Below are 23,411 nucleotides of genomic sequence, written 5' to 3'. Positions count from 1 at the left end.
GTATCGCTCCTTACAGTGTGCCGATGGTGCCGGGTTCGAACGCCGACTCAACCGGCTCGATGCCATTGATCAACGGTGCGCCGAACTCGGCCTGGCTGATCTCGAACACGTCACCCGGCTGCGTGCGAATGCCGTCGGCGAAAGACAGGGTCGCGGTGCCGAAGAAGTGAATGTGCACGTCCCCCGGACGCAGGAACTGACTGTATTTGAAGTGATGGAATTCGAGGTTCGCCAGGCTGTGGCACATGTTGGCTTCGCCGCTGAGGAACTCGTTCTGCCACAGCACTTCGCCGTCGCGCAGGATGCGGCTGGTGCCCGCCAGGTGTTGGGGCAACTCGCCGACCCGCAGCTCCGGGCCGTAGCTGCAACTGCGCAGCTTGGAATGGGCCAGGTACAGGTAGTTCTTGCGCTCCATGACGTGGTCGGAAAACTCGTTGCCCACGGCAAAACCCAGGCGATACGGCTTGCCGTCGTGACCGATGACGTAGAGGCCGCTCAGCTCCGGCTCTTCGCCGGCGTCTTCAGCGAACGGTGGCAGCGGGAACGGCTGGCCAGGACGCACGACGATGCTGCCGTCGCCCTTGTAGAACCACTCCGGCTGCACACCGGCCTGGCCTTGCGCCGGCTTGCCGCCCTCCACGCCCCATTTGAAGATGCGCATGGTGTCGGTCATCGCCGCCTCGTCGCCGGCCTGCTGGTGCATCTTGTCCCGTGCAGAGGCGCTGCCCAGGTGGGTCAGGCCGGTACCGCTGACCAGCATGTGCGCCGGGTCCGGATGATCCAGTGGCGGCAGGATGCGCAGTTGCGCCAGCAGCTCGGCGTAGTCGTGGCTGGATCCCAGGCCCAGGGCCTGGACCTGTTGCTCGAGATTGATCCCCGCTTCGATGGCCGCCAGCGCCAGGTCGCGCACTGTCTGCGCCTCGTTAACTTCCAGGACCTGCGCCCCCTCGACCACGCCGACACGGCGTTCGCCGTTACTCAATTCGAATTGAACCAAACGCATGAAGTTTCTCCCTCGACAATTCTTCAGAACACTGCAGAACCCTTGTGGGAGCGGGCTTGCTCGCGAAGACGGAGTGTCAGTCACCGGATATGTTGGATGTACCGACACCTTCGCGAGCAAGCCCGCTCGCACCTTTGATTTTTGTTGGCCTTAAGTACGCGTTGCACCCCGGGCACTGGCCGCAAACTCATCCACCGGCAACACGTGCTTTTTTTCCAGCTTGCGATACACCACGCCCGTCAGAATCAGACCGAACACCATCACGCAGGACAGGAAGTACAGCCCCGAAGCCAGGTTGCCGGTGTACTCCTTGAGCGCGCCGATCACGAACGGGCCGATGTAGCCACCCAGGTTGCCCACCGAGTTGATCAGGGCGATCCCCGCCGCCGCGCTGGCGCCGGCAAAGAAGCGGCCGGGCAAGGTCCAGAACACCGCCGTGCAGGAAAACAGCGAGAACGCCACCAGGCACAGGGCCGCCAGTTGCAGCGCCGGCACCGACAGCCAGGCACTGAAGAACAGGCCCAGGGCACCGAGCACATAGAGCGCTGCCAGATGGCCGTAGCGATCATTCAAGCGGTCGGAACTGCGCGGGATGATCAGCAGCCCGACGATCCCGAAGATGTACGGCACCGATGACACGAACCCGGTCACCAGATCGCTGCCGCCGAACTGCTTGATCAGGGTCGGCAACCACAGACCCAGGCCATAGATGCTCAGGGTCACCGGCAGGTAGAACAGCGCCAGCAGCAACACGCGCTTGTCTTTCAGGGCATGCAGCGGATTGCCATGTTTGGTCTGCCCGTACTCCTGCAGGTCCTTTTGCAGCTCGCCGGTCAACCAGCCCTTCTCGGCCTGATCCATCCACTTCACCTGTTGCGGGCCATCCGGCAACCAGCGCAGCACCGGCCAGGTCAGCAGGATCGCCGGGGTGCCGATGACGATGAACAACCACTGCCAGCCGTGCAGGCCCAGCACGCCGTCCATACCGAGCAAGCCGCCGGACACGGGGCCGGTGATCATCATCGCGATCGGCTGGGACAGGATGAACAGGCCCAGGATCTTGCCGCGATGGCGAACCGGGAACCATTGGGTGATGTAGTACAGAACGCCGGGGAAGAAACCGGCTTCCGCCGCGCCGAGCAGAAAGCGCATCAGGTAGAAGCTGTTCGGCCCCTGGACGAAGGCCATGCCGATAGTGATGGCGCCCCAGGTGATCATGATCCGCGCGAACCAGCGCCGGGCGCCGAAGCGATCGAGCATCAGGTTGCTGGGGATTTCCAGCAGGAAGTAACCAATGAAGAACAGCCCCGCCCCCAGACCGTAGGCCGCATCGCCCAGACCGATGTCGGCGCCCATGTGCAGCTTGGCGAACCCCACGGCAGAGCGGTCCACGTAGGCGATCAGGTACAGCAGGATCAGGAAGGGAATCAGTTTCAGCGTGATGCGGCGAATAAGCCGCAGTTCCTGGCTCATGAGATCGGTCTCCGATTGTTGTTTTTATAAAACCTCGGGGGACGCCTCTCACGGAAAACCGTCAGGGCCATCCCTCCGCTGAAAATGACTATATAGTAATACTATTTGATCAACAACACTTCCAAACCGCGCAATTTGAGCTTATGTTACGCCTCAGCTCGAACAATATAGTCATACAATAAGAGAATCGATCATGTCTGATAAGAAACCCACCCTGCGTTCCGCCCAATGGTTTGGCACCGCCGACAAGAACGGCTTCATGTATCGCAGCTGGATGAAGAATCAGGGCATCGCCGACCACCAGTTCCAGGGCAAGCCAATCATCGGCATCTGCAACACCTGGTCGGAACTGACCCCCTGCAACGCGCATTTCCGCCAGATCGCCGAGCACGTCAAACGCGGTGTGATCGAGGCCGGCGGCTTTCCGGTGGAATTCCCGGTGTTCTCCAACGGCGAATCCAACCTGCGCCCGACCGCCATGCTCACCCGCAACCTGGCGAGCATGGACGTTGAAGAAGCGATTCGCGGCAATCCGATCGACGGCGTGGTGCTGCTGACCGGTTGCGACAAAACCACCCCGGCCCTGCTGATGGGCGCCGCCAGTTGCGACGTGCCGGCCATCGTGGTGACCGGCGGGCCAATGCTCAACGGCAAGCACAAGGGCAAGGACATCGGCTCGGGTACCGTGGTCTGGCAGCTCAGTGAACAGGTCAAGGCCGGCACCATCACCATCGACGATTTCCTCGCAGCCGAAGGTGGCATGTCCCGTTCGGCCGGCACCTGCAACACCATGGGCACCGCCTCGACCATGGCCTGCATGGCCGAAGCGCTGGGCACTTCCCTGCCCCACAACGCGGCGATTCCGGCGGTCGATGCGCGTCGCTACGTGCTGGCGCACATGTCCGGCATGCGCGCCGTGGAGATGGTTCGCGAAGACCTGAAGCTGTCGAAGATCCTGACCAAGGAAGCCTTTGAAAACGCCATCCGCGTCAACGCCGCCATCGGTGGTTCGACCAACGCGGTGATCCACCTCAAGGCCATCGCCGGCCGCATCGGCGTGGATCTGGACCTGGACGACTGGAGCCGCATGGGTCGCGGCATGCCGACCATCGTCGACCTGCAGCCGTCCGGGCGCTTCCTGATGGAAGAGTTCTACTATGCCGGTGGCCTGCCGGCGGTACTGCGCCGTCTCGGCGAGGCGAATCTGATCCCACACCCGAACGCCCTGACCGTCAACGGCAAGTCCATCGGCGAGAACACCAAGGACGCGCCGATCTATGGCGAAGACGAAGTGATCCGCACCCTCGACAACCCGATCCGCGCCGACGGTGGGATCTGCGTGTTGCGCGGCAACCTGGCGCCGCTGGGTGCGGTACTCAAACCGTCCGCCGCCACGCCTGAACTGATGCAGCATCGCGGCCGCGCGGTGGTGTTCGAGAACTTCGACATGTACAAGGCCCGGATCAACGATCCGGAGCTGGAAGTGGATGCCAGCTCGATCCTGGTCATGAAGAACTGCGGTCCGAAGGGTTATCCGGGCATGGCCGAAGTCGGCAACATGGGCCTGCCGGCCAAGCTGCTGGCCCAGGGCGTGACGGACATGGTGCGCATTTCCGACGCGCGCATGAGCGGCACGGCCTACGGCACCGTTGTCTTGCATGTGGCGCCGGAAGCGGCGGCTGGCGGGCCTTTGGCGGCGGTGAAGGAAGGTGACTGGATTGAATTGGACTGTGCCAGCGGTCGTCTGCACCTGGACATCCCGGATGCCGAACTGGCGGCGCGCATGGCTGATCTGCAGCCGCCGCAGCAATTGCTGGTGGGGGGTTATCGTCAGCTGTACATCGACCATGTGATGCAGGCGGATCAGGGGTGCGACTTTGACTTCCTGGTGGGTTGCCGCGGGGCTGAAGTGCCGCGTCACTCGCACTAAAAAGCAAAAGATCGCAGCCTGCGGCAGCTCCTACAGGGGGAATGCATTCCAATGCAGGCGCTGCCGCAGGCTGCGATCTTTTCAAGGGCTGGATCGCCCACCGCTCGTGCCTGCTATCATGCCCGACATCCCCCAGTGCACAGGACAGCCCCGTTCCCCATGGATTACCGCAAACCCTCCGACCGCAAAAGCATGCATTCGCGCATCGTTCAGGAACTGGGCATGCACATCGTCTCCGGACGCTTCCTGCCGGACGACAAACTGCCCGCCGAAGCCCTGTTGTGCGAGGAATATGCCGTCAGCCGGCCGGTCTTGCGTGAAGCGACCCGGGTGCTGGTGGCCAAGGGCCTGGTGTACTCGCGTCCGCGAGTGGGCACCGTGGTCAAGCCGCGCAAGGACTGGCACATGCTCGACCCGGATGTGCTGCACTGGCTGATGCAAAGCAGCCCGCAAAACGAATTCTTCGACCTGCTGACCAGCGTGCGCAGCATCATCGAACCCGCCGCCGCCGCCCTGGCCGCACAATTCGCCACCGACGCGGACATCGCCTCCATCGGCGAAGCCTACCAACGCATGGAAGCCGCCCCGACCCCCGAAGCCCTGCTGCAACCAGACCTGGACTTCCACAGCCGCATCGCCGACGCCACCCACAACGACCTGCTGGCCAACCTGTGCAACATGCTCTCGGTGGCAATCGCCGAAGCATTAAAACACTCCAACCAACGCCCGAACCTGCACGAACTGGCACTGCCACGACACAAGGCAATCCTGACCGCCATCGAGAATCGCGACGCCCTGGGTGCGCGACATGCGACGCTGGTGCAACTGGATGATGCGCGCAGTGCGTTGAATGTGGTGCTGGGTGGCGATCAGGGCTGATCGGGGAAGCAAAAGCAAAAGCAAAAGATCGCAGCCTTCGGCAGCGCCTGCATTGGGACTGCATCCGTCCGCAAATCCAGGTCGTCTGTCAGGACGCCTTCGCGAGCAAGCCCACAGTTTGGAATGAGTACATCCGGGAAATCAGCTCCCACAGGTTCAAAAAAAAGCCGCAACCCAAAGGTCGCGGCTTTTGTGTTCCCAATGTCCCGTCAATGGGCAAACAACGAATTCCCCTTCTGCCCCGCCAGCTTCTCCGGCTTGATCAGGAACCGAGCCAGCGCCGGCAGCAGCCACAGCGCACCAAACATGTTCCACAGCAACATGAAGGTCAGCATCAGCCCCATGTCCGCCTGGAACTTGATCGCAGAGAAAATCCAGGTGCACACACCAATGGCCAGGCACAGACCGGTGAACAACACCGCCTTGCCGGTGGACTTCAGCGTCTGGTAGTACGCCTCCTGCAACGGCAGCCCAGCCCGCAGGAAGCTTTCCAGACGGCTGTAGATGTAGATCCCGTAGTCCACGCCGATCCCCACACCCAAGGCCACGACCGGCAGGGTCGCGACCTTCACGCCGATGCCCATGAAGGCCATCAGGGCGTTGCCCAGCACCGACGTCAGCACCAGTGGCAACACGATGCACAGGGTCGCCGCCCAGGAGCGGAAGGTGATCATGCACATCACCGCCACGCAGATGTACACCAGGATCAGGATGGTCAGCTCGGACTTCTTGATCACCTCGTTGGTGGCCGCTTCGATACCGGCGTTACCGGCGGCAAGGATGAACTCCAGGCCTTCCTTGTTGTTCTCCTTGGCGAATTCCTGCACCGCATGCACCGCACGGTCCAGGGTCTCGGCCTTGTGGTCGTTGAGGAACACCAGCACCGGCGCCAGCGAGCAATTGTTGTTGTACAGGCCATCGGCACGGGCGATGGAGTTGTTCAGCACGTCCGGGTTACGTGACAGGGTTTCCCACTTCAGGTTGCCCTCGTTCATGCCCTTGATCATTTGCTTGGACACGGTCACCAGGGAAATCGCCGACTGCACGCCCTCGGTGTTCTGCATCTTCCACATCAGCTCGTCGATCGGCGCCATGGCTTCATAGCGCGAGCAGCCTTCGGACTTGGTCTTGACCATCACCACCAACACATCGGAACTGGTGGAGTAATTGTTGATGATGAAGTTGTTGTCCTTGTTGTAGCGCGAGTCCGGACGCAGTTCCGGCGCGCCCTGGTCGAGGTCGCCGATCTTCAGGTTCTGGCTGTACCACAGGCCGCCGCCGAAGGCGATCAAGGCCAGCAGGATCGACACCGGTGCAACCTTGGCGCTGGCAAAGTTGGCCAGCAGGCGCCAGAACGGATGTTCGCGGTGCGCATCCTTCTTGCTGCGTTCGACCGCGCGCTTGCTGATGCCGACATAGGAAATCGCCACCGGCAGCAGGATCAGGTTGGTGAACACGATCACCGCCACGCCGATGGAGGCGCCGATGGCCAGCTCGCGGATCACGCCGATGTCGATGATCAGCAGCGTAATGAAGCCCACGGCGTCGGCGAGGATCGCGATCATCCCCGGCAGGAACAATTGACGGAAGGTGCGGCGCGCCGCGGTCAGGGCGTTGTCCGCTTCACTGGACTGCAGGGCGATACCGTTGATCTTCTGCACGCCGTGGGAAATACCGATGGCGAAGATCAGGAACGGCACCAGCATCGAATACGGATCGAGACCGAAACCGAAGAAGTGCATCAGGCCCAGCTGCCAGATCACCGCCACCAGCGTGGTGCTCAATACCGCCACGGTGCTGCGCATGCAGTTGGTGAACCAGTACAGCAGGATCAGGGTGATGACGAAGGCGACGCCGAAGAACATCACCACCATCACCAGGCCGTCGATCAGGTCACCGACTTTCTTGGCGAAACCGACGATGTGGACCTTGATGTTGGGGTTCTGTTTTTCGAACTTGTCCCGGATCTTTTCTTCAAGATCGTGGGAGAACTTGCGGTAGTCCAGGGACAGCAGCTTGCCCTGGTCCTGCGGGTCCGGGTAGGACTCCAGCAGCGGGATATCGACGATGCTCGACTTGAAGTCGTTGGCCACCAGCCGGCCGATCTGCCCGGACTTGAGCACGTTGTTGCGCAGCAAGTCGAGGCTCTCCTGGGAGCCGTTGTAGCTCTGCGGGATCACTTCACCACCGGCGAAGCCCTCCTCTGTCACCTCGGTCCAGCGTACGCTCGGACTCCACAGCGACTTCAGGCCGGAACGGTCGACGCCGGAGATGTAGAACACCTCGTCGTGGATCTGGCGCAGTGTCTCCATGTATTGCTTGGAGAAGATGTCACCGTCGGTGGCTTCCACGGAAATCCGTACGGTGTTGCCCAGGTTCGCCAGATCGTTGCGGTGCTCCATCATCTTCTGAATGAAGGGATGCTCCAGCGGGATCATTTTTTCGAAGCTGGTGGACGGCCGGATCAGCGTGGCCTGCCAGAACAGGAAGATGCTGACCAACAGGCAGATGGTGATCACTGCCGGGCGGTTGTTGAAAATCAGGCGCTCAAGAAACGTCGCCTTGTCCTGATGATGAGTGCTCAAGGAAGTCATAGCCCCGCCTTCTTATTATTAACCTGGCTCATTTGCCCAGCTCGGCGCCGTTTGGCATCGTTGCGCGAACGCCGCCCTGCCCACCCAGAATCAGATTGCCGTTCCCGGCGCCGACCACCGACGAGATGGAGATACGATCGCGACGGTTGAAGACGCTGAAGGTTTCGCCGTTGTCGCTGCTGCTGATCACCGAACCGCCGTTGCCGACGATCACGATCGAACCATCTTCGAGCAGCGTGGCGCCGGACAGGCCGAACTCCAGCGCGCCGCGTTCAGCCTTGAGCTCGACCTGCTCCCAGGTGCTGCCGAAATCCGTGGAGCGGTAAAGATTGCCGCGCAGGCCGTAGGCCAACAGGGTGTTGGGTTGAGCGGTGCCGATCACACCGAACAGCGAACCTTCGTACGGACCTTCGAGTTTTTCCCAGGTCTGGCCCCAGTCCGCGGAGCGGAACATGCTGCCCTGCTCGCCCACGATGAACAGCCCGGCATCCTTCACGGCGGCGATGGCGTTGAGGTGGTACTGGTCTTCGTTGTCGAGGCGGTCGCTGACGTCTTCCCAGTTTTTCCCGCCATCGGTGGTGGCCAGCAACGCACCGTAGGCGCCCACGGCAAAGCCGCTGCTGGCGTCCTGGAACCAGACGTCGAGCAGCGGCGATTCGCGTTTGAGATCTTCGAATTGCTTGGTCCAGGTGACGCCGCCGTCCTCGCTGGCGAGGATCTGCGCGTCATGGCCGACGGCCCAGCCGTGCTTGTCATCAACAAAGAACACGGAGGTCAGAAGCTGCCGGGTCGGCACCTTGGCCTGGGTCCATGTGGCACCCTGGTCATCGGAATAGAGAATGTGCCCACGATCCCCGACCGCCACCAGGCGCTTGCCTGCGTGAACGACATCGAGCACCAGGCTTTTGCTGGCCTTGGCCGATTCAACGGAATAAACGACATCGGATGCCGGCGCGTCGGCCGACAAGACAGGCGCCGACCACGCGGCACAGCCCAACAGCGAGAGCGCTGTAGCCAGCATCGCGAATTTACGCAGTGCCGGCGGGCGGCAAGTACCCACACCCATGACAGGCTCACTCATAGACCTTCCCCCATTATTATTGTTAGGTCATTCAACCTCTCAGGGCGCCGCAAGGGTGCATGCCTGGACGACAGTTTCAGTGCATCGTTTCAGAGCATAGTCCTGAAACCCGCAATCCAGAGCCCCTTCGGAAGCTGGGTTATCCTATCGGTGTTTTTGAGAAGCTGACAATCGACGGCACGTTATGTTTTGTTAACCGCCGGGGGATGTGGTGTTTCTGAATGATGGGGTATTGGGTGGGGTGATACCGAGGAAGGGATGGATTACCCAATCCACTGTAGGAGCTGTCGAGTGCAACGAGGCTGCGATCTTTTGATCCTGAAAATCAAAATCAAAAGATCGCAGCCTTCGGCAGCTCCTACAGGGTAACCCGTGGAATCAGGCCAGGCTCTTGCTGACCACTTCGAACACATCGCTGGACAACTGCCCCGAAGCCCGGATGCGTTCCAGTTCGCCTTTCATCAACGCCTGACGCGCTGCATCGTATTTGCGCCAGCGGGTCAGCGGTGCCAGTTGGCGGGACGCGATTTGCGGGTTGAAGCCGTTGAGCTCGATCACCAGATCCGCCAGGAAGCGGTAGCCCGAACCATCCGCCGCATGGAAGTTGATCAGGTTCTGCCCAGCGAATGCGCCGATCAGCGCGCGCACCTTGTTCGGGTTCTTGATGTTGAACGCCGGATGCTCCATCAACTGGCGAACCCGCTCCAGACCGCCCGGCAATACGCTGCCGGCCTGAACGCTGAACCACTGATCCATGACCAGCGGGTTGTCGCTGAAGTGCGCGGCGAAACCGGACAGCGCCTTGGCTTTCTGCTCTTCGAACGGCGAGTTGACCAGCACGGCCAACGCGGTCAGGCGCTCGGTCATGTTGTCGCACGCATCGAACTGCTCGAGGGTGGCCGCCAGCACTTCAGGCTTGCCGCTGAGCATCAGGTACGACAGCGCAATGTTCTGCAGCGCGCGACGGGCGAAATGCTCGGCTTCGGCCACATACGGGGTTTGCTTGGACAGGTCGCGGTTGGCCTGATAACGCAGCCACAGACCTTCGAACAACGCATCGGCCAGTTGCTTGCGGGCAAACTCGCGGGCAATGTGAATGGCCTCGACATCCGCCACTTCGCTGATTTCGGTCAGGTAGGCCTCGCTTGGCAGCGAGAGCATTTCGGCGACCATCGCCTGATCCAGCGACTCGTCCGACAGCACGGTACGCAAGGCCGAGACCAGACGCTGATCCAGCACCAGGGCCTCGCCCTTCTGCTGCTGGGCAATCAGTTCCTGCAACACCTGCACCGACAGTTGCTGGCCGGCATCCCAGCGGTTGAAGCCGTCGCTGTCGTGCTGCATCAGGAACATCAGCTGATCGCGGTTGTACGGGAAGTTCAGTTTCACCGGCGCCGAAAAGCCGCGCAGCAAGGATGGCAGCGGCTGTTCGGCGATGTCGACGAAGGTGAAAGTCTGTTCGGCTTCAGTCACGGAGATGACCCGCGAAGTGCCTTGCGCCGCCGCTTCACCGGCAAGACGCAACGGCATCTCGGCGCCCTTGCTGTCCAGCAGGCCGAGGGCGACCGGAATCACGAACGGCAGTTTCTCGACCTTGTCCGGCGTCTGCGGGCAGCTCTGGCGGAAGGTCAGGCTGTAGGTTTTCGCCGCAGCGTCAAAGGACTCGCTGACCGAAAGGCGCGGCGTGCCCGCCTGGCTGTACCAGCGCTTGAACTGGGTCAGGTCGACACCGTTGGCGTCTTCCATGGCCTTGATGAAGTCATCGCAGGTCACGGCCTGGCCGTCGTGGCGCTCGAAGTACAGGTCGCTGCCCTTACGGAAACCTTCGGCGCCGAGCAGGGTGTGGATCATGCCGACCACTTCCGAGCCCTTTTCGTACACGGTCAGGGTGTAGAAGTTGGAGATCTCGATGAAGCTGTCCGGACGCACGGCGTGGGCCATGGGGCCGGCATCTTCGGCGAACTGGTGGGTGCGCAGGTAGGCGACGTCCTGGATGCGCTTGACCGTGGCCGAGTTCATGTCGGCGGAGAAATGCGAATCGCGGAAGACGGTGAAGCCTTCCTTGAGCGACAGCTGGAACCAGTCGCGGCAGGTCACGCGGTTGCCCGACCAGTTGTGGAAGTACTCGTGGGCGACGATCGCCTCAACCCGCTGGTGCGCGGCATCGGTGGCCGTCTCGGCCTTGGCCAGTACGGCGCTGGAGTTGAAGATATTGAGGCCCTTGTTCTCCATCGCGCCCATGTTGAAGTCGTTCACGGCAACGATCATGAAGATGTCCAGGTCGTACTCGCGACCGTACACCTCTTCGTCCCAGCGCATGGATTTCTTCAGGCTGTTCATGGCGTGCTGGCACTTGTCGATGTTTTCCGGCTCGACGTAGATGCGCAGCGCCACGGTACGATCGGTCATGGTGGTGAAGGTGTCTTCGACGCACCACAAGTCACCGGCGACCAGCGCGAACAGGTAAGCCGGTTTCCTGAACGGATCTTCCCAGGTCGCCCAGTGCCGGCCGTCTTCGCCGGGACCGCTGGCGATCGGGTTGCCGTTGGACAACAGCACCGGATAGCTGTGCTGCTCGGCGACCACGGTGGTGGTGAACATGCTCATCACGTCCGGGCGGTCGAGGTAATAGGTGATCTTGCGAAAACCCTCGGCCTCGCACTGGGTGCAGAACATCGTGCCGGACTTGTACAGGCCTTCCAGCGCGGTGTTGGTTTCCGGGTGAATGCGTACGCTTGTGTCGACCGTGAAAGTTGTGCTGGTCGGGTGCAGCGTCAGGTGATTTTCGGTCAGCTGATAATCGGCAGCGCTCAGTTCCCGGTCGGCCAGAGTGACCGACAACAGGTCCATCTGCTGGCCGTCCAGCACCAGCGGCGGCAGGCCCGGGCCACGCTCGGGGTTACGGCGCATCACCAGTTGCGCGTGGACCAGGCTGTGGTCCTCGAACAACTCGAAGGTCAGGTGCGTTTCGTCGATCAGGTACTCGGGCGCCTGATAGTCCTTGAGGTAGATCATCTTCGGCTGTTCGGTACGCATGCTGGAGTCCTTTTACTGATGCACGGCGAGCTGGTAGGCCGTGTATTTTCGAATGTTGATCACGCCGGTATCGAAGATCAGGTACTGACCCTTGACGCCCAACAGCGTGCCTTCGGCAATCGGCTGCTTGTCCAGGTTGAAACTGACGATCTTGGCCGGGTACTGCTCGACCGGGTAGCTGATTTCAATGGGTTCGATATCGGTGACCGGCTGGATCGCCTGCAGGCCGAATCGATCCTGCAACGCGCGCAGGCCGTCGGCGCAGCTGGCGAACAGCTGGTCGCGGATCGCCGCCAGATCCACCGAGGCCGCCTCGCCCTTGAGCAAGGCACGCCAGTTGGTCTTGTCGGCCACCTGGCTGCGGAACAGATCCTCGACGAAACCGGACTGCTGGCGCGTGGCGACGCGCATGATCGGCAAGGCCTGGCGCGCGCCCTGATCGATCCAGCGGGTCGGCAACTGGGTGGCGCGGGTAATCCCGACTTTCACCCCGGAAGAATTCGACAGGTAGACGACGTGATCGGTCATGCAGAACTTCTCGCCCCACTCCGGTTCCCGGCAGGTGCCGGCGTCGAAATGGCAGCGTTCCGGGCTCATGATGCACACGTCGCACTGGGCCAGCTTGGTCATGCACGGGTAGCAGTAGCCCTGGCTGAAACTGGTTCTGGTCTTGCGTCCGCAATGGATGCAATGGATCGCACCCAGGTATTCCAGGCGCACCGTGGTACCGATCAACGGATTGACCGGCACCTCGACGTCACCCAGACGAAATGCGTACTGCACGTTCGGCCCGTCCAGGCGCGCCGACATTTTGCTTATTGCACCGCGGCCAATCTCGATCAATGGATGGCATCCGACTTGAACAGGATATTCGGCACTTCGATCGACTTCGACGCACACTCCTGCGGCCCCATGTAACCGGTGCGCTCTTCCTCGGGCAGGTTCTGGATTTCCCAGGCGATCATCGCCTGCAGCGACAGCTCGCGCTGCTCGGCGGTGAGTTTGCCGCCGTCGGACCATTTGCCGATCTCCACCGCCAGTTTCAGGCTCTGGTAGATGTCAGGCGTGATGTTTTTGATCATTTCGTTAAAAGAGGACATTGGGTCTCCGCGTTCTCTATTTACATAAACTGTTTCAGGCGGCCAGTTTACGGCGGTTGTACAAACCACCCAACAAGCCGGTCAAGCATCCGACGAGCAACCCGCTGACGTGGGCCGCGTTGGCGATTTCACCGAAGCCGATCGCCGACACCAGCCCGGACATGCAGACCACCAGCCATATCAGCATCATCGCCAGCACGCCGCGTGGCAGGCGATAAGCGGCGTTCGGCGCCAATAGCTGGAATATCCAGCAATGTCCCAGCAAACCGTACAGCACGCCGGACAGGCCGCCGAACAGGCTCGGGCCGGTATAAAGATATTGTGAGTAGTTGGACACCAGGCTGAAAAGCAAGGTCAGGCCGACCAGATTGATGGTGCCCTGGCGCGATTCGATGCGCCGCCCCAGCTCCCAGTACCACATGCCGTTCATGGCCAGGTGCAGGATGCCGAAGTGGATCAGCATCGGCGTCACCAGACGCCACCACTGCCCCGCCGCCAAGCTGTCGGCCAGGGGACGGAAGTGGATGTATTGGCCGACCACCCGGAAATCGAGGAAGGTCAGCCAGCGCATCGTGCTGAAGTTTTCGCCGAGCATGGTCAGTGCGCCGACCAGCACGCTCAACAGCAGGATTGCCGCCGTCGCCTTGGCATAACGCACCTGCTCGAGGAAGCCGGGACGACGCATGGCAGTGGTTTGCGCCACCGGGATGTCCAACTGCTGATCGGGATCGCCAGCCGGGAAGCGTTCGTACAAGGCACGCACGTCTTCGCTGATGTTGGCCGGCACCCAGAGCACCTGTTCGCCCGCCTCCTCGATGACGCGGTGCGGCACCTGCATGCGCTGCAGCAACTGGACGAAACCACTCAAGTCCACCGCCAACGGCAGGCGCAATACCGCAACCTTGCTCATTGCAACACCTCCGGCCGCTCGACATTGACCCAGACGAACTTGTGCGGATCGAGCCGGGTTTCCTGGTCCAGGCGATAGGCCACCAGCTTGCCGTAGAGCACGGCGCTGTAATCCAGGCAGGCCAGGTTGGGGCGAATCGGCGCCGGTTTGCCGCTGCGCCAGTAGTGGCCGACGAACAGCAACGGCTCGTCGATACCATAACGCAGCAGGTTGTTCTTTTCAGTGGAGGACAGCGGCGTCTGCGCGACAGGTTCCGGCAGTGCGTCAGGCTGGAACACGATGTCGCCGTAGGTTTGCGGATCGTCTTCCCAGAATTTGGTGCGGAAGAATGAGCGTGTCAGGCCATCGCCGCTGGTCATGGTCATGCCATGGGGCAGGCGCATGTCGGTGCCGCGCAGCAGGCGGTCGAACACGGTGCAGGCGAAACTGCCCGACTCGGCCGAGGCCTGGAGGAAGTGCTCATCGACGCAGCCATTTGGGAACAGCGACCGCAGCGGCTCGATCAGGCCAGCGTCCCAGCAAGCGTGAACCACGCGGAAACGACCGGCATCGACGAACAGCGGCAGTTCGTAGAACCACTGCTGGAAGTCATGCCAGTCGCCGGGATACTGTTCGAACTGGGTCAGGGTTTCATGCAGCAAACGGGCGTGGCGCGGGGTGTGCTCGCGCACGAACTGCTTGCCGCTGCCGGGCAGAGCCGGCGTGGCCCAGCCCAGGGCGTTGAATTCGTGGTTGCCCATGATGCACAGCGCCTGGCCGGCCTCGACCATGTCGTGGACGATGTGCAGCGCCTCGCGGATTCGCGGGCCACGGTCGATGATGTCGCCGACGAACACCGCCATGCGCGAGGCATGGCGCCAGACGCCGCCTTGTTTGTGATAACCGAGCCGGTCGAGCAGATGCTCAAGGGTCAGAGCGCAACCGTGCACGTCACCGATCAGGTCATAGCTACGCGCGGGATCGAGCATCAGTCGCCTCCACCACCCAACTTGCTGCCCCAGCCGAGCTTGGTCCGGCAGACTTCGTAGTAGTTGTGGTCGAGCGGGTGGATCAGCCGCAACTTCTGGGCCTTCTTGCTGATGGTAATGGTGTCGCCGGGCGCACAGGTAAAGTGGTTCTGCCCGTCACACGAGACTTGCGGGTAAATCTGCATATCCTTGGACACGACGATCTTCAGCTCACTGTTGCCATCGACCACAATCGGCCGGCCCGACAAGGTATGGGGGTACATCGGCACAATTACAATGGCGTCGAGCTTGGGATGCATGATCGGACCGCCGGCGGACAGCGCGTAGGCGGTGGAGCCGGTGGGCGTCGAGACGATCAGGCCGTCAGCCTTCTGGCTGCAGACGAACTGGCCGTCGATGTACAGCTCGAACTCGATCATCCGCGTGGACTTGCCGGGGTGCAGGACCACGTCGTTCAGCGCATCGCCCTGGCCGATGGCCTCGGCGTGGCGACGGACTTCAGCCTGCAGCAGGAAGCGGTTTTCCACCAGGTAATGGCCGTCGAGCACTTCGGCGACCTTGACTTCCAGTTCATCGGGACGAATGTCGGTGAGGAACCCCAGGCTGCCACGGTTGATGCCCAGCACCGGAATGTTGTGCTTGGCCAGCGCCCGGGCGGCGCCGAGCAGGCTGCCATCACCGCCGACCACAATCACCATGTCACACACTTCGCCGAGCATCTTGCGCGACGAGGTCTGCAGGCCGTGGCCCGGCAGGACTTCGGCGATGGTGTCTTCGAGGATCACGTGCAGGTGACGGTCGAGCAGAAAGCGTTTCAGTCGGCGGACGGTATCCAGCACCTGAGAGCTGCCCAGGCGACCGATGATGCCGATATTACGAAATTGCTCCATGGGATCCCTAAGCTCTGCGACGGCGAAAAGCACGATTATGGGCGAAAGCTCGGGATAGACAAAATCCTTTCAGCGACAGGGACGTACTCCTGTTTGAGGCTATGCTCGCAAGATGATCCTATTTCCAGAGTTGTCGCAGTTACCCCACCAGTTGCGCCACCCCGAAGTGCGCGACCTGGCGTGGGTCATCCTCGCCCCGCCGATGCTGGTCGACGCACCCTGGCCGCAGCGTCATCCCCTGGCCGGCAGCGACTGGGTCCAGGCGCCGGGCCGTCTGGAACAGTGGTTGCGCCGTCTGGATCAGGACAGCTACGGCCTGCTGCACTGGTTGTCCCAGGCCCGCACCCGGCGCCTGGGCCTGTATTACGAACGCCTCTGGCAGTTTGCCGTCGAGCATGCGCCCGGGGTCGAGTTGATCGCAGCAAACATGCCGATCCGCCGCGAGGGCCACACGTTGGGCGAACTGGACATGCTGCTGCGTGATCGCGACGGCGTGCATCACCTGGAACTGGCGATCAAGCTGTATCTGGGCCCGCAAAACGGCGACGGCCGCGACACCGCGCAATGGCTGGGCCCCGGCTGCCATGACCGACTGGACCGCAAACTGACGCACCTGAGCCAGCATCAACTGCCGATTTCCGCCCGCCCGGAAAGCCGTGAAATGCTGGCGGCGCTGGATATCCGCCAGTTCGATGCGCACCTGTGGCTGGGTGGCTACCTGCTCTATCCATGGCCGGGGCATGCAGAGTCGCCCCGCGGCGCGCACCCGCAGCACTTGCGCGGTCGCTGGCTGCATCAGAAGGATTGGCCCGAATTTATCGCACAAAGCCCGCCCGGACGCTGGCAACCCCTACCCCGCCACGCCTGGCTGGCCCCGGCGCACTACCCTGCGGAACACACCTGGAATGCCGGGCAGTTGAAGGCGTGGCTGGGTGAGTTGTCGCCCGTGGCGCCGGCGCAATTGCTGGTGCGGCTGACGGAAAATGCCGATGGCGATTGGGAAGAGGCCGAACGGCTGTTCCTGGTATCGGACCTCTGGCCGGACACACAACCCCTGTAGGAGCGAGCTTGCTCGCGATGGACGACAGAATACCGCGGGGCATCAGACAGCCAGCGTCATCGTTGACCACCATCGCGAGCAGGCTCGCTCACACAGTGGTTCGGTGTACATCAGGAAGATTCAGGTTGTCGCCCCACCTGGTCAAACGGACAACCGCACCGCCAACGCCGCCAACGTCACCAACAACACCGGCACCGTCAACACGATCCCCACCCTAAAATAAGCGCCCCACCCGATCCGGATGTTCTTGCGCTCCAGCACATGCAGCCACAACAACGTCGCCAGACTGCCAATCGGGGTGATTTTCGGCCCCAGATCGCTGCCGATGACGTTGGCATAGATCATCGCCTCCTTGACCACCCCGGTCGCCTGGCTGGCATCGATCGAAAGCAGACCAATCAACACCGTCGGCAAATTGTTCATGATCGATGACAACAACGCCGTCAGCACCCCGGTACCCATGGCTGCGCCCCACACGCCATAGGCAGCGAAACCGTTCAGCCACCCCGCCAGATACGCGGTGAGCCCGGCGTTGCGCAGACCGTAGACCACCAGGTACATGCCCAGCGAGAAAATCACGATGTGCCACGGCGCGCCCTTCATGACCTTGCGCGTGGAGATCTTGTGCCCCCTTCCAGCGATGAACAGCAGCAACGCCGCACACACCGCCGAGATCGCACTGATCGGAATACCCAGCGGTTCCAGCGCAAAACAGCCAAGCAGCAGAATCACCAACACCGCCCAACCGGCATAAAACGTCGCCTTGTCGTGAATGGCGGACGCCGGAAGCTCAAGCTGCCCGGGGTCATAGTCCGCGGGAATGTCGCGGCGGAAAAACCACATCAGTACAACCAAAGTCGCGGCGACGCTGACCAGATTGACCGGCATCATCACCATCGCATAGCGGTTGAAACCGATATCGAAGAAGTCAGCGGAAACGATGTTCACCAGATTGGAGACCACCAGCGGCAGGCTCGCGGTGTCGGCGATGAAGCCGGCGCCCATGACGAACGCCAGGGTTGCCGCCCGGGAAAAGCGCAAGGCCACCAGCATGGAAATCACGATGGGCGTGAGGATCAGCGCCGCGCCGTCGTTGGCGAACAACGCCGACACCAGCGCACCGAGCAACACCATGCAGGCGAACAGCTTGCGCCCGTTACCCCGCCCCCAGCGCGCCACGTGCAGTGCCGCCCAGGCAAAAAAACCGGCCTCGTCCAGCAGCAGGCTGATGATGATCAACGCAACGAAGGTGCCGGTGGCATTCCAGATGATCTGCCACACCAAGGGAATGTCGGAGAGATGGACGACGCCGAACAGCAATGCCAGCACCGCGCCGAATAAAGCGCTCCAGCCGACGCCGAGGCCTTTGGGTTGCCAGATCACCAGGGTGATGGTCAGCAGGAAAATCAGTGAAGCAACCAGCATAGGCATCCGCCAGACAGGGGTAGCAGCTGTCAGACAGCTGCTACCGGACAATCAATGAAATCAGACTTTCTTGTGCTGCTCGACCCACTTGCCGAAGCTGTCGATGAATTTCTGCAGGAACGGACGCAACGAATCGGACAGCTTGCCAGACTCATCGAACGCGGTACCCGCGCCGCCAACATAGGCTTCCGGCTGCTGCATCAGCGGCACGTCGAGAAATACCATGCACTGGCGCAGATGATGGTTTGCACCGAAGCCGCCGACGGCACCCGGCGAGACGCTGATCACCGCGCCCGGCTTGCCGCTCCAGACGGCCTGGCCATAGGGACGCGAGCCCACGTCAACGGCGTTTTTCATCGGTGCCGGAATCGAACGGTTGTATTCGGGAGTGACGAACAGCACTGCGTCGGATGAGCGCACTTCCTGTCGGAAAGTGCTGTAGGCTGCCGGCGGGGTCTCACCATCGATATCTTCGCTATAGAGCGGCAGATCGCGGATTTCGACGATTTTCAGCTTGAGATTGGCCGGCGCCAGATCCGCCAGCGCGAGGGCGACCTTGCGGTTGATCGAGGCTTGACGCAGGCTGCCGACCACTACGGCGACGGTATAGACATTGCTCATGAGGAACGCTCGTTTGTCCGTGGGAGGAGCCTCTAGTTATAGATGATCAGATGACATTTGAACCAGTGAACATAGGTATATCCGGTTCCTGAATATTTTTTTTGCCCGGGAAAACTTCCCGCGTCCGGTAGCGGTCTACACAAACCGCAACCCCAGCGTTTTATCTCCAGAGGTTCTAAGCAGATGGCAGCAGTACTCGTCGGTCAATTCCACGCAAGAGACGCAGAAGGCCGCATTTATTCGGTGCATGAGTTCCAGGACTCCACCGCGTCGGTAGACGGCGCACCGGTCACCACCTACAAACTGGCCCACGGCGACCGCGTCAACAAGCTCACCGATAACGAGTTCCAACTGGTACAGTCGGGCGTCACGCTGACCCGCGAACCGGAATCGATCGCCGCGTCCTGATTGGGCGATATGAGCAGAAGTCACACGCTCGGACATGGATCAGGATTCAGGCGCTGACTCCTTCACCTGCTGAACATGGACTTCACGCATGCGTTTACGCCATATCGAAGTGATCCAGGCGCTCCTGCAGACCGGTCATCTGGGCACCGCCGCCGAATGGTTGCAGTTGCCCGTGACCGAGGTCGAACGGATTTTGCGCGAGGCCGAGGATCAGTTGGGTTTCATGCTGTTTTCCAGCGTTCGCGGACGCTTGCAGGCCACCCGGGAAGCGCGGGAACTGCAAGTCGAAATCGCCCATGTCTACGATGCGCTCGAGCCAGTCCAGCGCCTGGCCAGCAGCCTGCGGCAATACCTGGCGCCGCCGTTGCGCATCATCTGCACCCCGCCACTGGCCCAACAACTCTTGCCACAAAGCATCGCCGCCCTGCGCCGGCGCTTGCCCGACGCGCCCTGCACGCTGATGAGCCAGCCCACCCGCGACATCGTCAAGAGCCTGTTGCTGCGTGAAAGCGACCTGGGCCTGAGCCTGCATGATCCGGATCGCAGCGAGATCCAGTGTCAGGTCATCGCCCAAGGCAAGCTGCAATTGCTCGCGCCCCACGGCTGGCTGCAGCCGAAGCAGAAATACATTTCGTTGCAGGATCTGGCGGGCCAGGCGATGGTCGGTCTCGAAGGTCATGATCCGCTGAGCCCGGCCCTTGAGCACAAACTGCATGCCCTGCGCCCGGCACCGGTGATTCAGACGCGAGTCCAGACCCACCAGATGATGCGCAGCATGGTCGAGGCTGGGGAAGGCCTGGCCATCGTCGATCCCTTCACCGCCCTCGGCGCCAAGGCCGCAGGGCTCGATGCCTGCCCGCTGTCCCCCGCCGTACCGATCAGCGTCTACGCCCTGACACTGAAAAACGGCGAGCCTTCGCCCGCCGTTCAGACCTTGCTGGAAATCGTCACGGAACAAGCCGCGGCGATGATGGCGAGCTGACCGGGTTTTCCAGCGGATTGTCGAACACGCGATACCAGAACAGCGCGATTTCCGCGGTATTGGGGTCGATGCCCCGATAGCGCATGTGGTCGATGCCGCCGATCACATAACCGCAACGCTCGTACAAACGACACGCGCCCAGATTATTGTTCTGGGTTTCCAGCATGATGCCCGGCAGCTTCTTCTTGCGACTCCAGAATTGCGCTACATCCAGCAGCGCCCGGGCCACGCCATGACGCCGCGCCGGAGCATGCACCGCCAGTTCATCGATATGGGCGAAACCGTTCCAGTTGGTGCTGACCACCAGATGCCCGACTGGCTCGTCATCCAGCCAGGCCATGAAAATCGCGCTGTCGGCGGCATCGCGAAAGCTGCTGAACTCTTCAGGGTCGATGCCATAGCATTTCTGGTAGGGCGTGATCGGTGTCACCAACCACCGCTCAACCGGCTCGCCAATCTGCGGTGCTCCATAGGCAGCCACTTCAAAACTGAAATCACTGGCCCAGATGTAGTCGGCAAAGCAATCGTCGGCGACGCGCACCGACAACCCCGGGTGAATCGGATTCATGTCCACTTGCATACTGGGTAACGTCCTCATTCCTTTATGCAATCGACGGTGTATTGCCGCCCATTGCCCTCATCTTCATGTTGCAATCCGTGCACATCGGCAACGAACCCCGGAAAACTGCTATCGAACGTGCGGGCAAACGCCAGGTAGTCGATGATCGAGCGAGTGGCTGCGGTGAAGCGTTCGCCGGGCATGATCAACGGGATGCCCGGCGGGTAAGGCACCAGCATCACGGCGGCAATGCGCCCGTCCAGGGCATCGATCGACACCGCTTCGACATCGCCGCGCACCAGATGATCGTAGGCATCGGCGGGTTTCATGACGACTTCGGGAAGCACCGTGTACATGCGCTTGAGATGCTTGGCCGTGGCATTGCTGCGATAGCAGGCGTGCAGCTGATCGCACAGGTCGCGCAGCCCCATGCCCTGATAACGCGCGACATTCTGCTGCGCGACACAGGGCAGGCAGTTCGCCAGGCTGACATTGGCGTCGTAACTGCGCTTGAACTCCAGCAACTCGGTGAGCAGCGTGCTCCATTTGCCCTTGGTGATGCCCATGGAGAACAGCACCAGGAACGAATACAGCCCGGTCTTCTCCACCACCAGGCCGCGCTCCCAGAGGAATTTGCTGACCACCGCGGCGGGAATCCCGCGTTCGCTGAGGGCGCCACCGGCGTTGAGGCCGGGCATGACCAGCGTGACCTTGATCGGGTCGAGCAGCACGTAATCGTCGGTGACATCGCCGAAACCGTGCCAGTCCTCGCCAGGTTGCAGCAACCAGTCCGCCGTCTCCACCCGGTCGATGCCTTCCGCGGACGGTGGCTGCCAAATGGAGAACCACCAGTCATCCGCCGCGATGTGCTGACGCAGATTGGCCAGCGCCCGGCGAAAACTCAGGGCTTCATCGAACATTTCCTGCAACAGCGAACGCCCGGCGCCGCCCTCCATCATCGCCGAGGCCACATCCAGCGAGGCGATGATGCCGTACTGCGGCGAGGTGGAGATGTGCATCATGAAGGCTTCGTTGAAGCGATCCCGGTCGAGCTGCCGGGCCCCGCCATCCTGTACGTGAATCATCGACGCCTGACTGAAGGCGGCCAGCAGCTTGTGGGTCGAATGGGTGGTGAACACCAGCGGGCTGCCATCGCTGCAGGACGTGCCCATGCCGTAGCGACCGGTGAAGAACTCATGGAACGCCGCGTAGGCGTACCAGGCCTCATCGAAATGCAAAACCTCGACGCTGTTGCCCAGTTGCTGCTTGATCAGCTCGGCGTTGTAGCACAGGCCGTCATAGGTCGAATTGGTCACCACCGCCAGCTTGACCTTCGGCGCCCTGCCTTGGGTCAGCGGACTGGCGTCGATCTTGGCCTGGATCGATTCGGGGCTGAATTCACTCAGCGGGATCGGGCCGATGATCCCCAGCTCATTGCGCTCCGGGCACAGGTACAGCGGGATGGCACCGGTCATGATGATCGAGTGCAGTACCGACTTGTGACAGTTGCGATCCACCAGCACCAGGTCATCCCGGGCCACCATGGAGTGCCAGACGATCTTGTTCGCGGTGGACGTGCCATTGATGACGAAGAAGGTGTGGTCGGCGCCGAAGTTGCGCGCCGCCCTGGCCTCGGCTTCCGCCAGGGGCCCGGTGTGATCGAGCAGCGAGCCCAGCTCGGGTACCGAAACCGACAAGTCCGAACGCAGGGTGTTTTCCCCGAAAAACTGGTGGAAGGCCTGCCCTACCGGACTTTTGTGATAGGCCACACCGCCGCCGTGCCCCGGGGTATGCCATGAATAGTTGGAGTCGGCGGTGTGCTGCACCAGCGCCTTGAAGAACGGCGGCAACAGGCCGTCCAGATACTTGCGCGCAGCCCGGGCCACCTGACGCGCGAGGAACGGCACGGTGTCTTCGAACAGATAAAGGATGCCGCGCAGTTGATTGAGTTCGGCCATGGCGTCGGCGGGCGCGTTTTCCAGGGTGACCTGCTCACCCAGGGCGAAGATCGGCAGATCCGGCGCACGCACCCGAGCGAGCCCGATCAGTTCGGCCATATTCTGTAATAAATGAGAGTGGGCGCTGGCGTCTTCCGCCGCGATCAACATGCACGACAAACCGTGATGGGTCGACGCGACCAGGCGTCCTTCGGTGTAGTCCATCGCCGAAACGATGCTGAAACCTTCCTGTTCCAGCTCCCGGGCGATGCCCCGCACACGATCGCCGGCGACGGTGTCGGCCTTGATGTCGCGGTGGACGATCAGGACCGGGAATTTCAGATCTTTATACATGGGGCTCAGTGTCCTGAGGCGGCAGACCAGAGCCTGCCAATGACCTCAGGGTAGAGGGTCGAAGCGCATGTGGCGAGTGCGATGCACTGAAAAGGGTCATCAGGGAACGGGATTTTTGAAGATCAAAAGATCGCAGCCTCGTTGCACTCGACAACTCCTGCAGACGGTACGCAATCTTCTGCAGGAGCTGTCGAGTGCAAC

Annotated in this window: 19 protein-coding genes; 5 read left to right on the top strand and 14 right to left on the bottom strand. The window is 61.6% G+C overall.

Features of this window, described 5'->3' with window-relative positions:
* Window positions 1-10: 10 nt before the first annotated feature.
* The gene (gene araD1 / locus HNO86_RS17870; protein ID WP_175378258.1) at window positions 11-1,003 is read right to left on the bottom strand and encodes an AraD1 family protein; all 993 of its coding nucleotides are present in this window, start codon (window positions 1,001-1,003) and stop codon (window positions 11-13) included.
* 150 nt (window positions 1,004-1,153) lie between these two features.
* Complete coding sequence (locus tag HNO86_RS17865; protein ID WP_175378257.1) at window positions 1,154-2,476, bottom strand: MFS transporter; 1,323 nt, start codon at window positions 2,474-2,476, stop codon at window positions 1,154-1,156.
* Window positions 2,477-2,669: 193 nt separating this feature from the next.
* Between HNO86_RS17865 and HNO86_RS17860 the strand changes: the two genes are divergently transcribed.
* On the top strand, window positions 2,670-4,406 hold the full coding sequence (locus HNO86_RS17860) for an IlvD/Edd family dehydratase (protein ID WP_175378256.1): 1,737 nt from the start codon (window positions 2,670-2,672) through the stop codon (window positions 4,404-4,406).
* A gap of 159 nt (window positions 4,407-4,565) precedes the next feature.
* Entirely contained in the window at window positions 4,566-5,285 is a 720-nt protein-coding gene (locus tag HNO86_RS17855; protein ID WP_175378255.1) for a FadR/GntR family transcriptional regulator, read from the top strand.
* 209 nt (window positions 5,286-5,494) lie between these two features.
* Here HNO86_RS17855 and HNO86_RS17850 read toward each other — a convergent pair whose 3' ends face one another.
* The 8 genes from HNO86_RS17850 to HNO86_RS17815 form a co-directional block, all read right to left on the bottom strand.
* Complete coding sequence (locus HNO86_RS17850; RefSeq protein WP_175378254.1) at window positions 5,495-7,879, bottom strand: RND family transporter; 2,385 nt, start codon at window positions 7,877-7,879, stop codon at window positions 5,495-5,497.
* Window positions 7,880-7,907: 28 nt separating this feature from the next.
* The gene (locus tag HNO86_RS17845) at window positions 7,908-8,960 is read right to left on the bottom strand and encodes a YCF48-related protein (protein ID WP_175378253.1); all 1,053 of its coding nucleotides are present in this window, start codon (window positions 8,958-8,960) and stop codon (window positions 7,908-7,910) included.
* A 378-nt stretch (window positions 8,961-9,338) separates the two neighbouring features.
* Complete coding sequence (gene pepN / locus HNO86_RS17840) at window positions 9,339-11,996, bottom strand: aminopeptidase N (protein WP_175378252.1); 2,658 nt, start codon at window positions 11,994-11,996, stop codon at window positions 9,339-9,341.
* Window positions 11,997-12,008: 12 nt separating this feature from the next.
* Window positions 12,009-12,839 (bottom strand): DUF2797 domain-containing protein, encoded by an 831-nt coding sequence (locus tag HNO86_RS17835; protein ID WP_175378251.1) that lies wholly within the window; start codon window positions 12,837-12,839, stop codon window positions 12,009-12,011.
* Window positions 12,836-13,096, bottom strand: a complete 261-nt coding sequence (locus tag HNO86_RS17830) for a YeaC family protein (protein ID WP_019579318.1) — start codon at window positions 13,094-13,096, stop codon at window positions 12,836-12,838. The genes HNO86_RS17835 and HNO86_RS17830 overlap by 4 nt, the downstream gene beginning before the upstream one ends.
* A gap of 34 nt (window positions 13,097-13,130) precedes the next feature.
* A complete protein-coding gene (locus HNO86_RS17825) occupies window positions 13,131-14,006 on the bottom strand; it encodes a rhomboid family intramembrane serine protease (protein ID WP_175378250.1) in 876 nt (291 codons plus the stop codon).
* Window positions 14,003-14,974, bottom strand: a complete 972-nt coding sequence (locus HNO86_RS17820; RefSeq protein ID WP_175378249.1) for a metallophosphoesterase — start codon at window positions 14,972-14,974, stop codon at window positions 14,003-14,005. Before HNO86_RS17820 ends, HNO86_RS17825 begins: the two co-directional genes overlap by 4 nt.
* Window positions 14,974-15,864, bottom strand: coding sequence for an NAD(+) kinase (locus HNO86_RS17815; RefSeq protein WP_175378248.1), 891 nt, complete (start codon window positions 15,862-15,864; stop codon window positions 14,974-14,976). Before HNO86_RS17815 ends, HNO86_RS17820 begins: the two co-directional genes overlap by 1 nt.
* A 112-nt stretch (window positions 15,865-15,976) precedes the next feature.
* Here HNO86_RS17815 and HNO86_RS17810 point away from each other — a divergent pair, with 112 nt between their 5' ends.
* Entirely contained in the window at window positions 15,977-16,924 is a 948-nt protein-coding gene (locus HNO86_RS17810) for a DUF1853 family protein (RefSeq protein ID WP_175378247.1), read from the top strand.
* A gap of 141 nt (window positions 16,925-17,065) precedes the next feature.
* Here the strand turns inward: HNO86_RS17810 and HNO86_RS17805 are convergent, their stop codons facing one another.
* A complete protein-coding gene (locus HNO86_RS17805) occupies window positions 17,066-18,349 on the bottom strand; it encodes an arsenic transporter (protein ID WP_175378246.1) in 1,284 nt (427 codons plus the stop codon).
* Between the two features lie 60 nt (window positions 18,350-18,409).
* A complete protein-coding gene (locus HNO86_RS17800; RefSeq protein ID WP_175378245.1) occupies window positions 18,410-18,970 on the bottom strand; it encodes an NADPH-dependent FMN reductase in 561 nt (186 codons plus the stop codon).
* Window positions 18,971-19,153: 183 nt separating this feature from the next.
* Here HNO86_RS17800 and HNO86_RS17795 point away from each other — a divergent pair, with 183 nt between their 5' ends.
* Together HNO86_RS17795 and HNO86_RS17790 are read left to right on the top strand one after the other, a co-directional pair.
* Entirely contained in the window at window positions 19,154-19,378 is a 225-nt protein-coding gene (locus HNO86_RS17795; protein ID WP_175378244.1) for a hypothetical protein, read from the top strand.
* Between the two features lie 88 nt (window positions 19,379-19,466).
* Window positions 19,467-20,360, top strand: a complete 894-nt coding sequence (locus HNO86_RS17790) for a LysR substrate-binding domain-containing protein (RefSeq protein ID WP_175378243.1) — start codon at window positions 19,467-19,469, stop codon at window positions 20,358-20,360.
* Here HNO86_RS17790 and HNO86_RS17785 read toward each other — a convergent pair.
* Window positions 20,326-20,940, bottom strand: coding sequence for a GNAT family N-acetyltransferase (locus HNO86_RS17785; RefSeq protein ID WP_175378242.1), 615 nt, complete (start codon window positions 20,938-20,940; stop codon window positions 20,326-20,328). The genes HNO86_RS17790 and HNO86_RS17785 overlap by 35 nt on opposite strands.
* Before the next feature lie 14 nt (window positions 20,941-20,954).
* On the bottom strand, window positions 20,955-23,210 hold the full coding sequence (locus HNO86_RS17780) for an Orn/Lys/Arg decarboxylase N-terminal domain-containing protein (RefSeq protein WP_175378241.1): 2,256 nt from the start codon (window positions 23,208-23,210) through the stop codon (window positions 20,955-20,957).
* Window positions 23,211-23,411 lie beyond the last annotated feature (201 nt).

This window comes from Pseudomonas sp. C1C7 (assembly GCF_013359595.1).
In the GTDB taxonomy this organism is placed as follows: domain Bacteria; phylum Pseudomonadota; class Gammaproteobacteria; order Pseudomonadales; family Pseudomonadaceae; genus Aquipseudomonas.
This window is presented reverse-complemented; position numbering and strand designations above follow the sequence as displayed.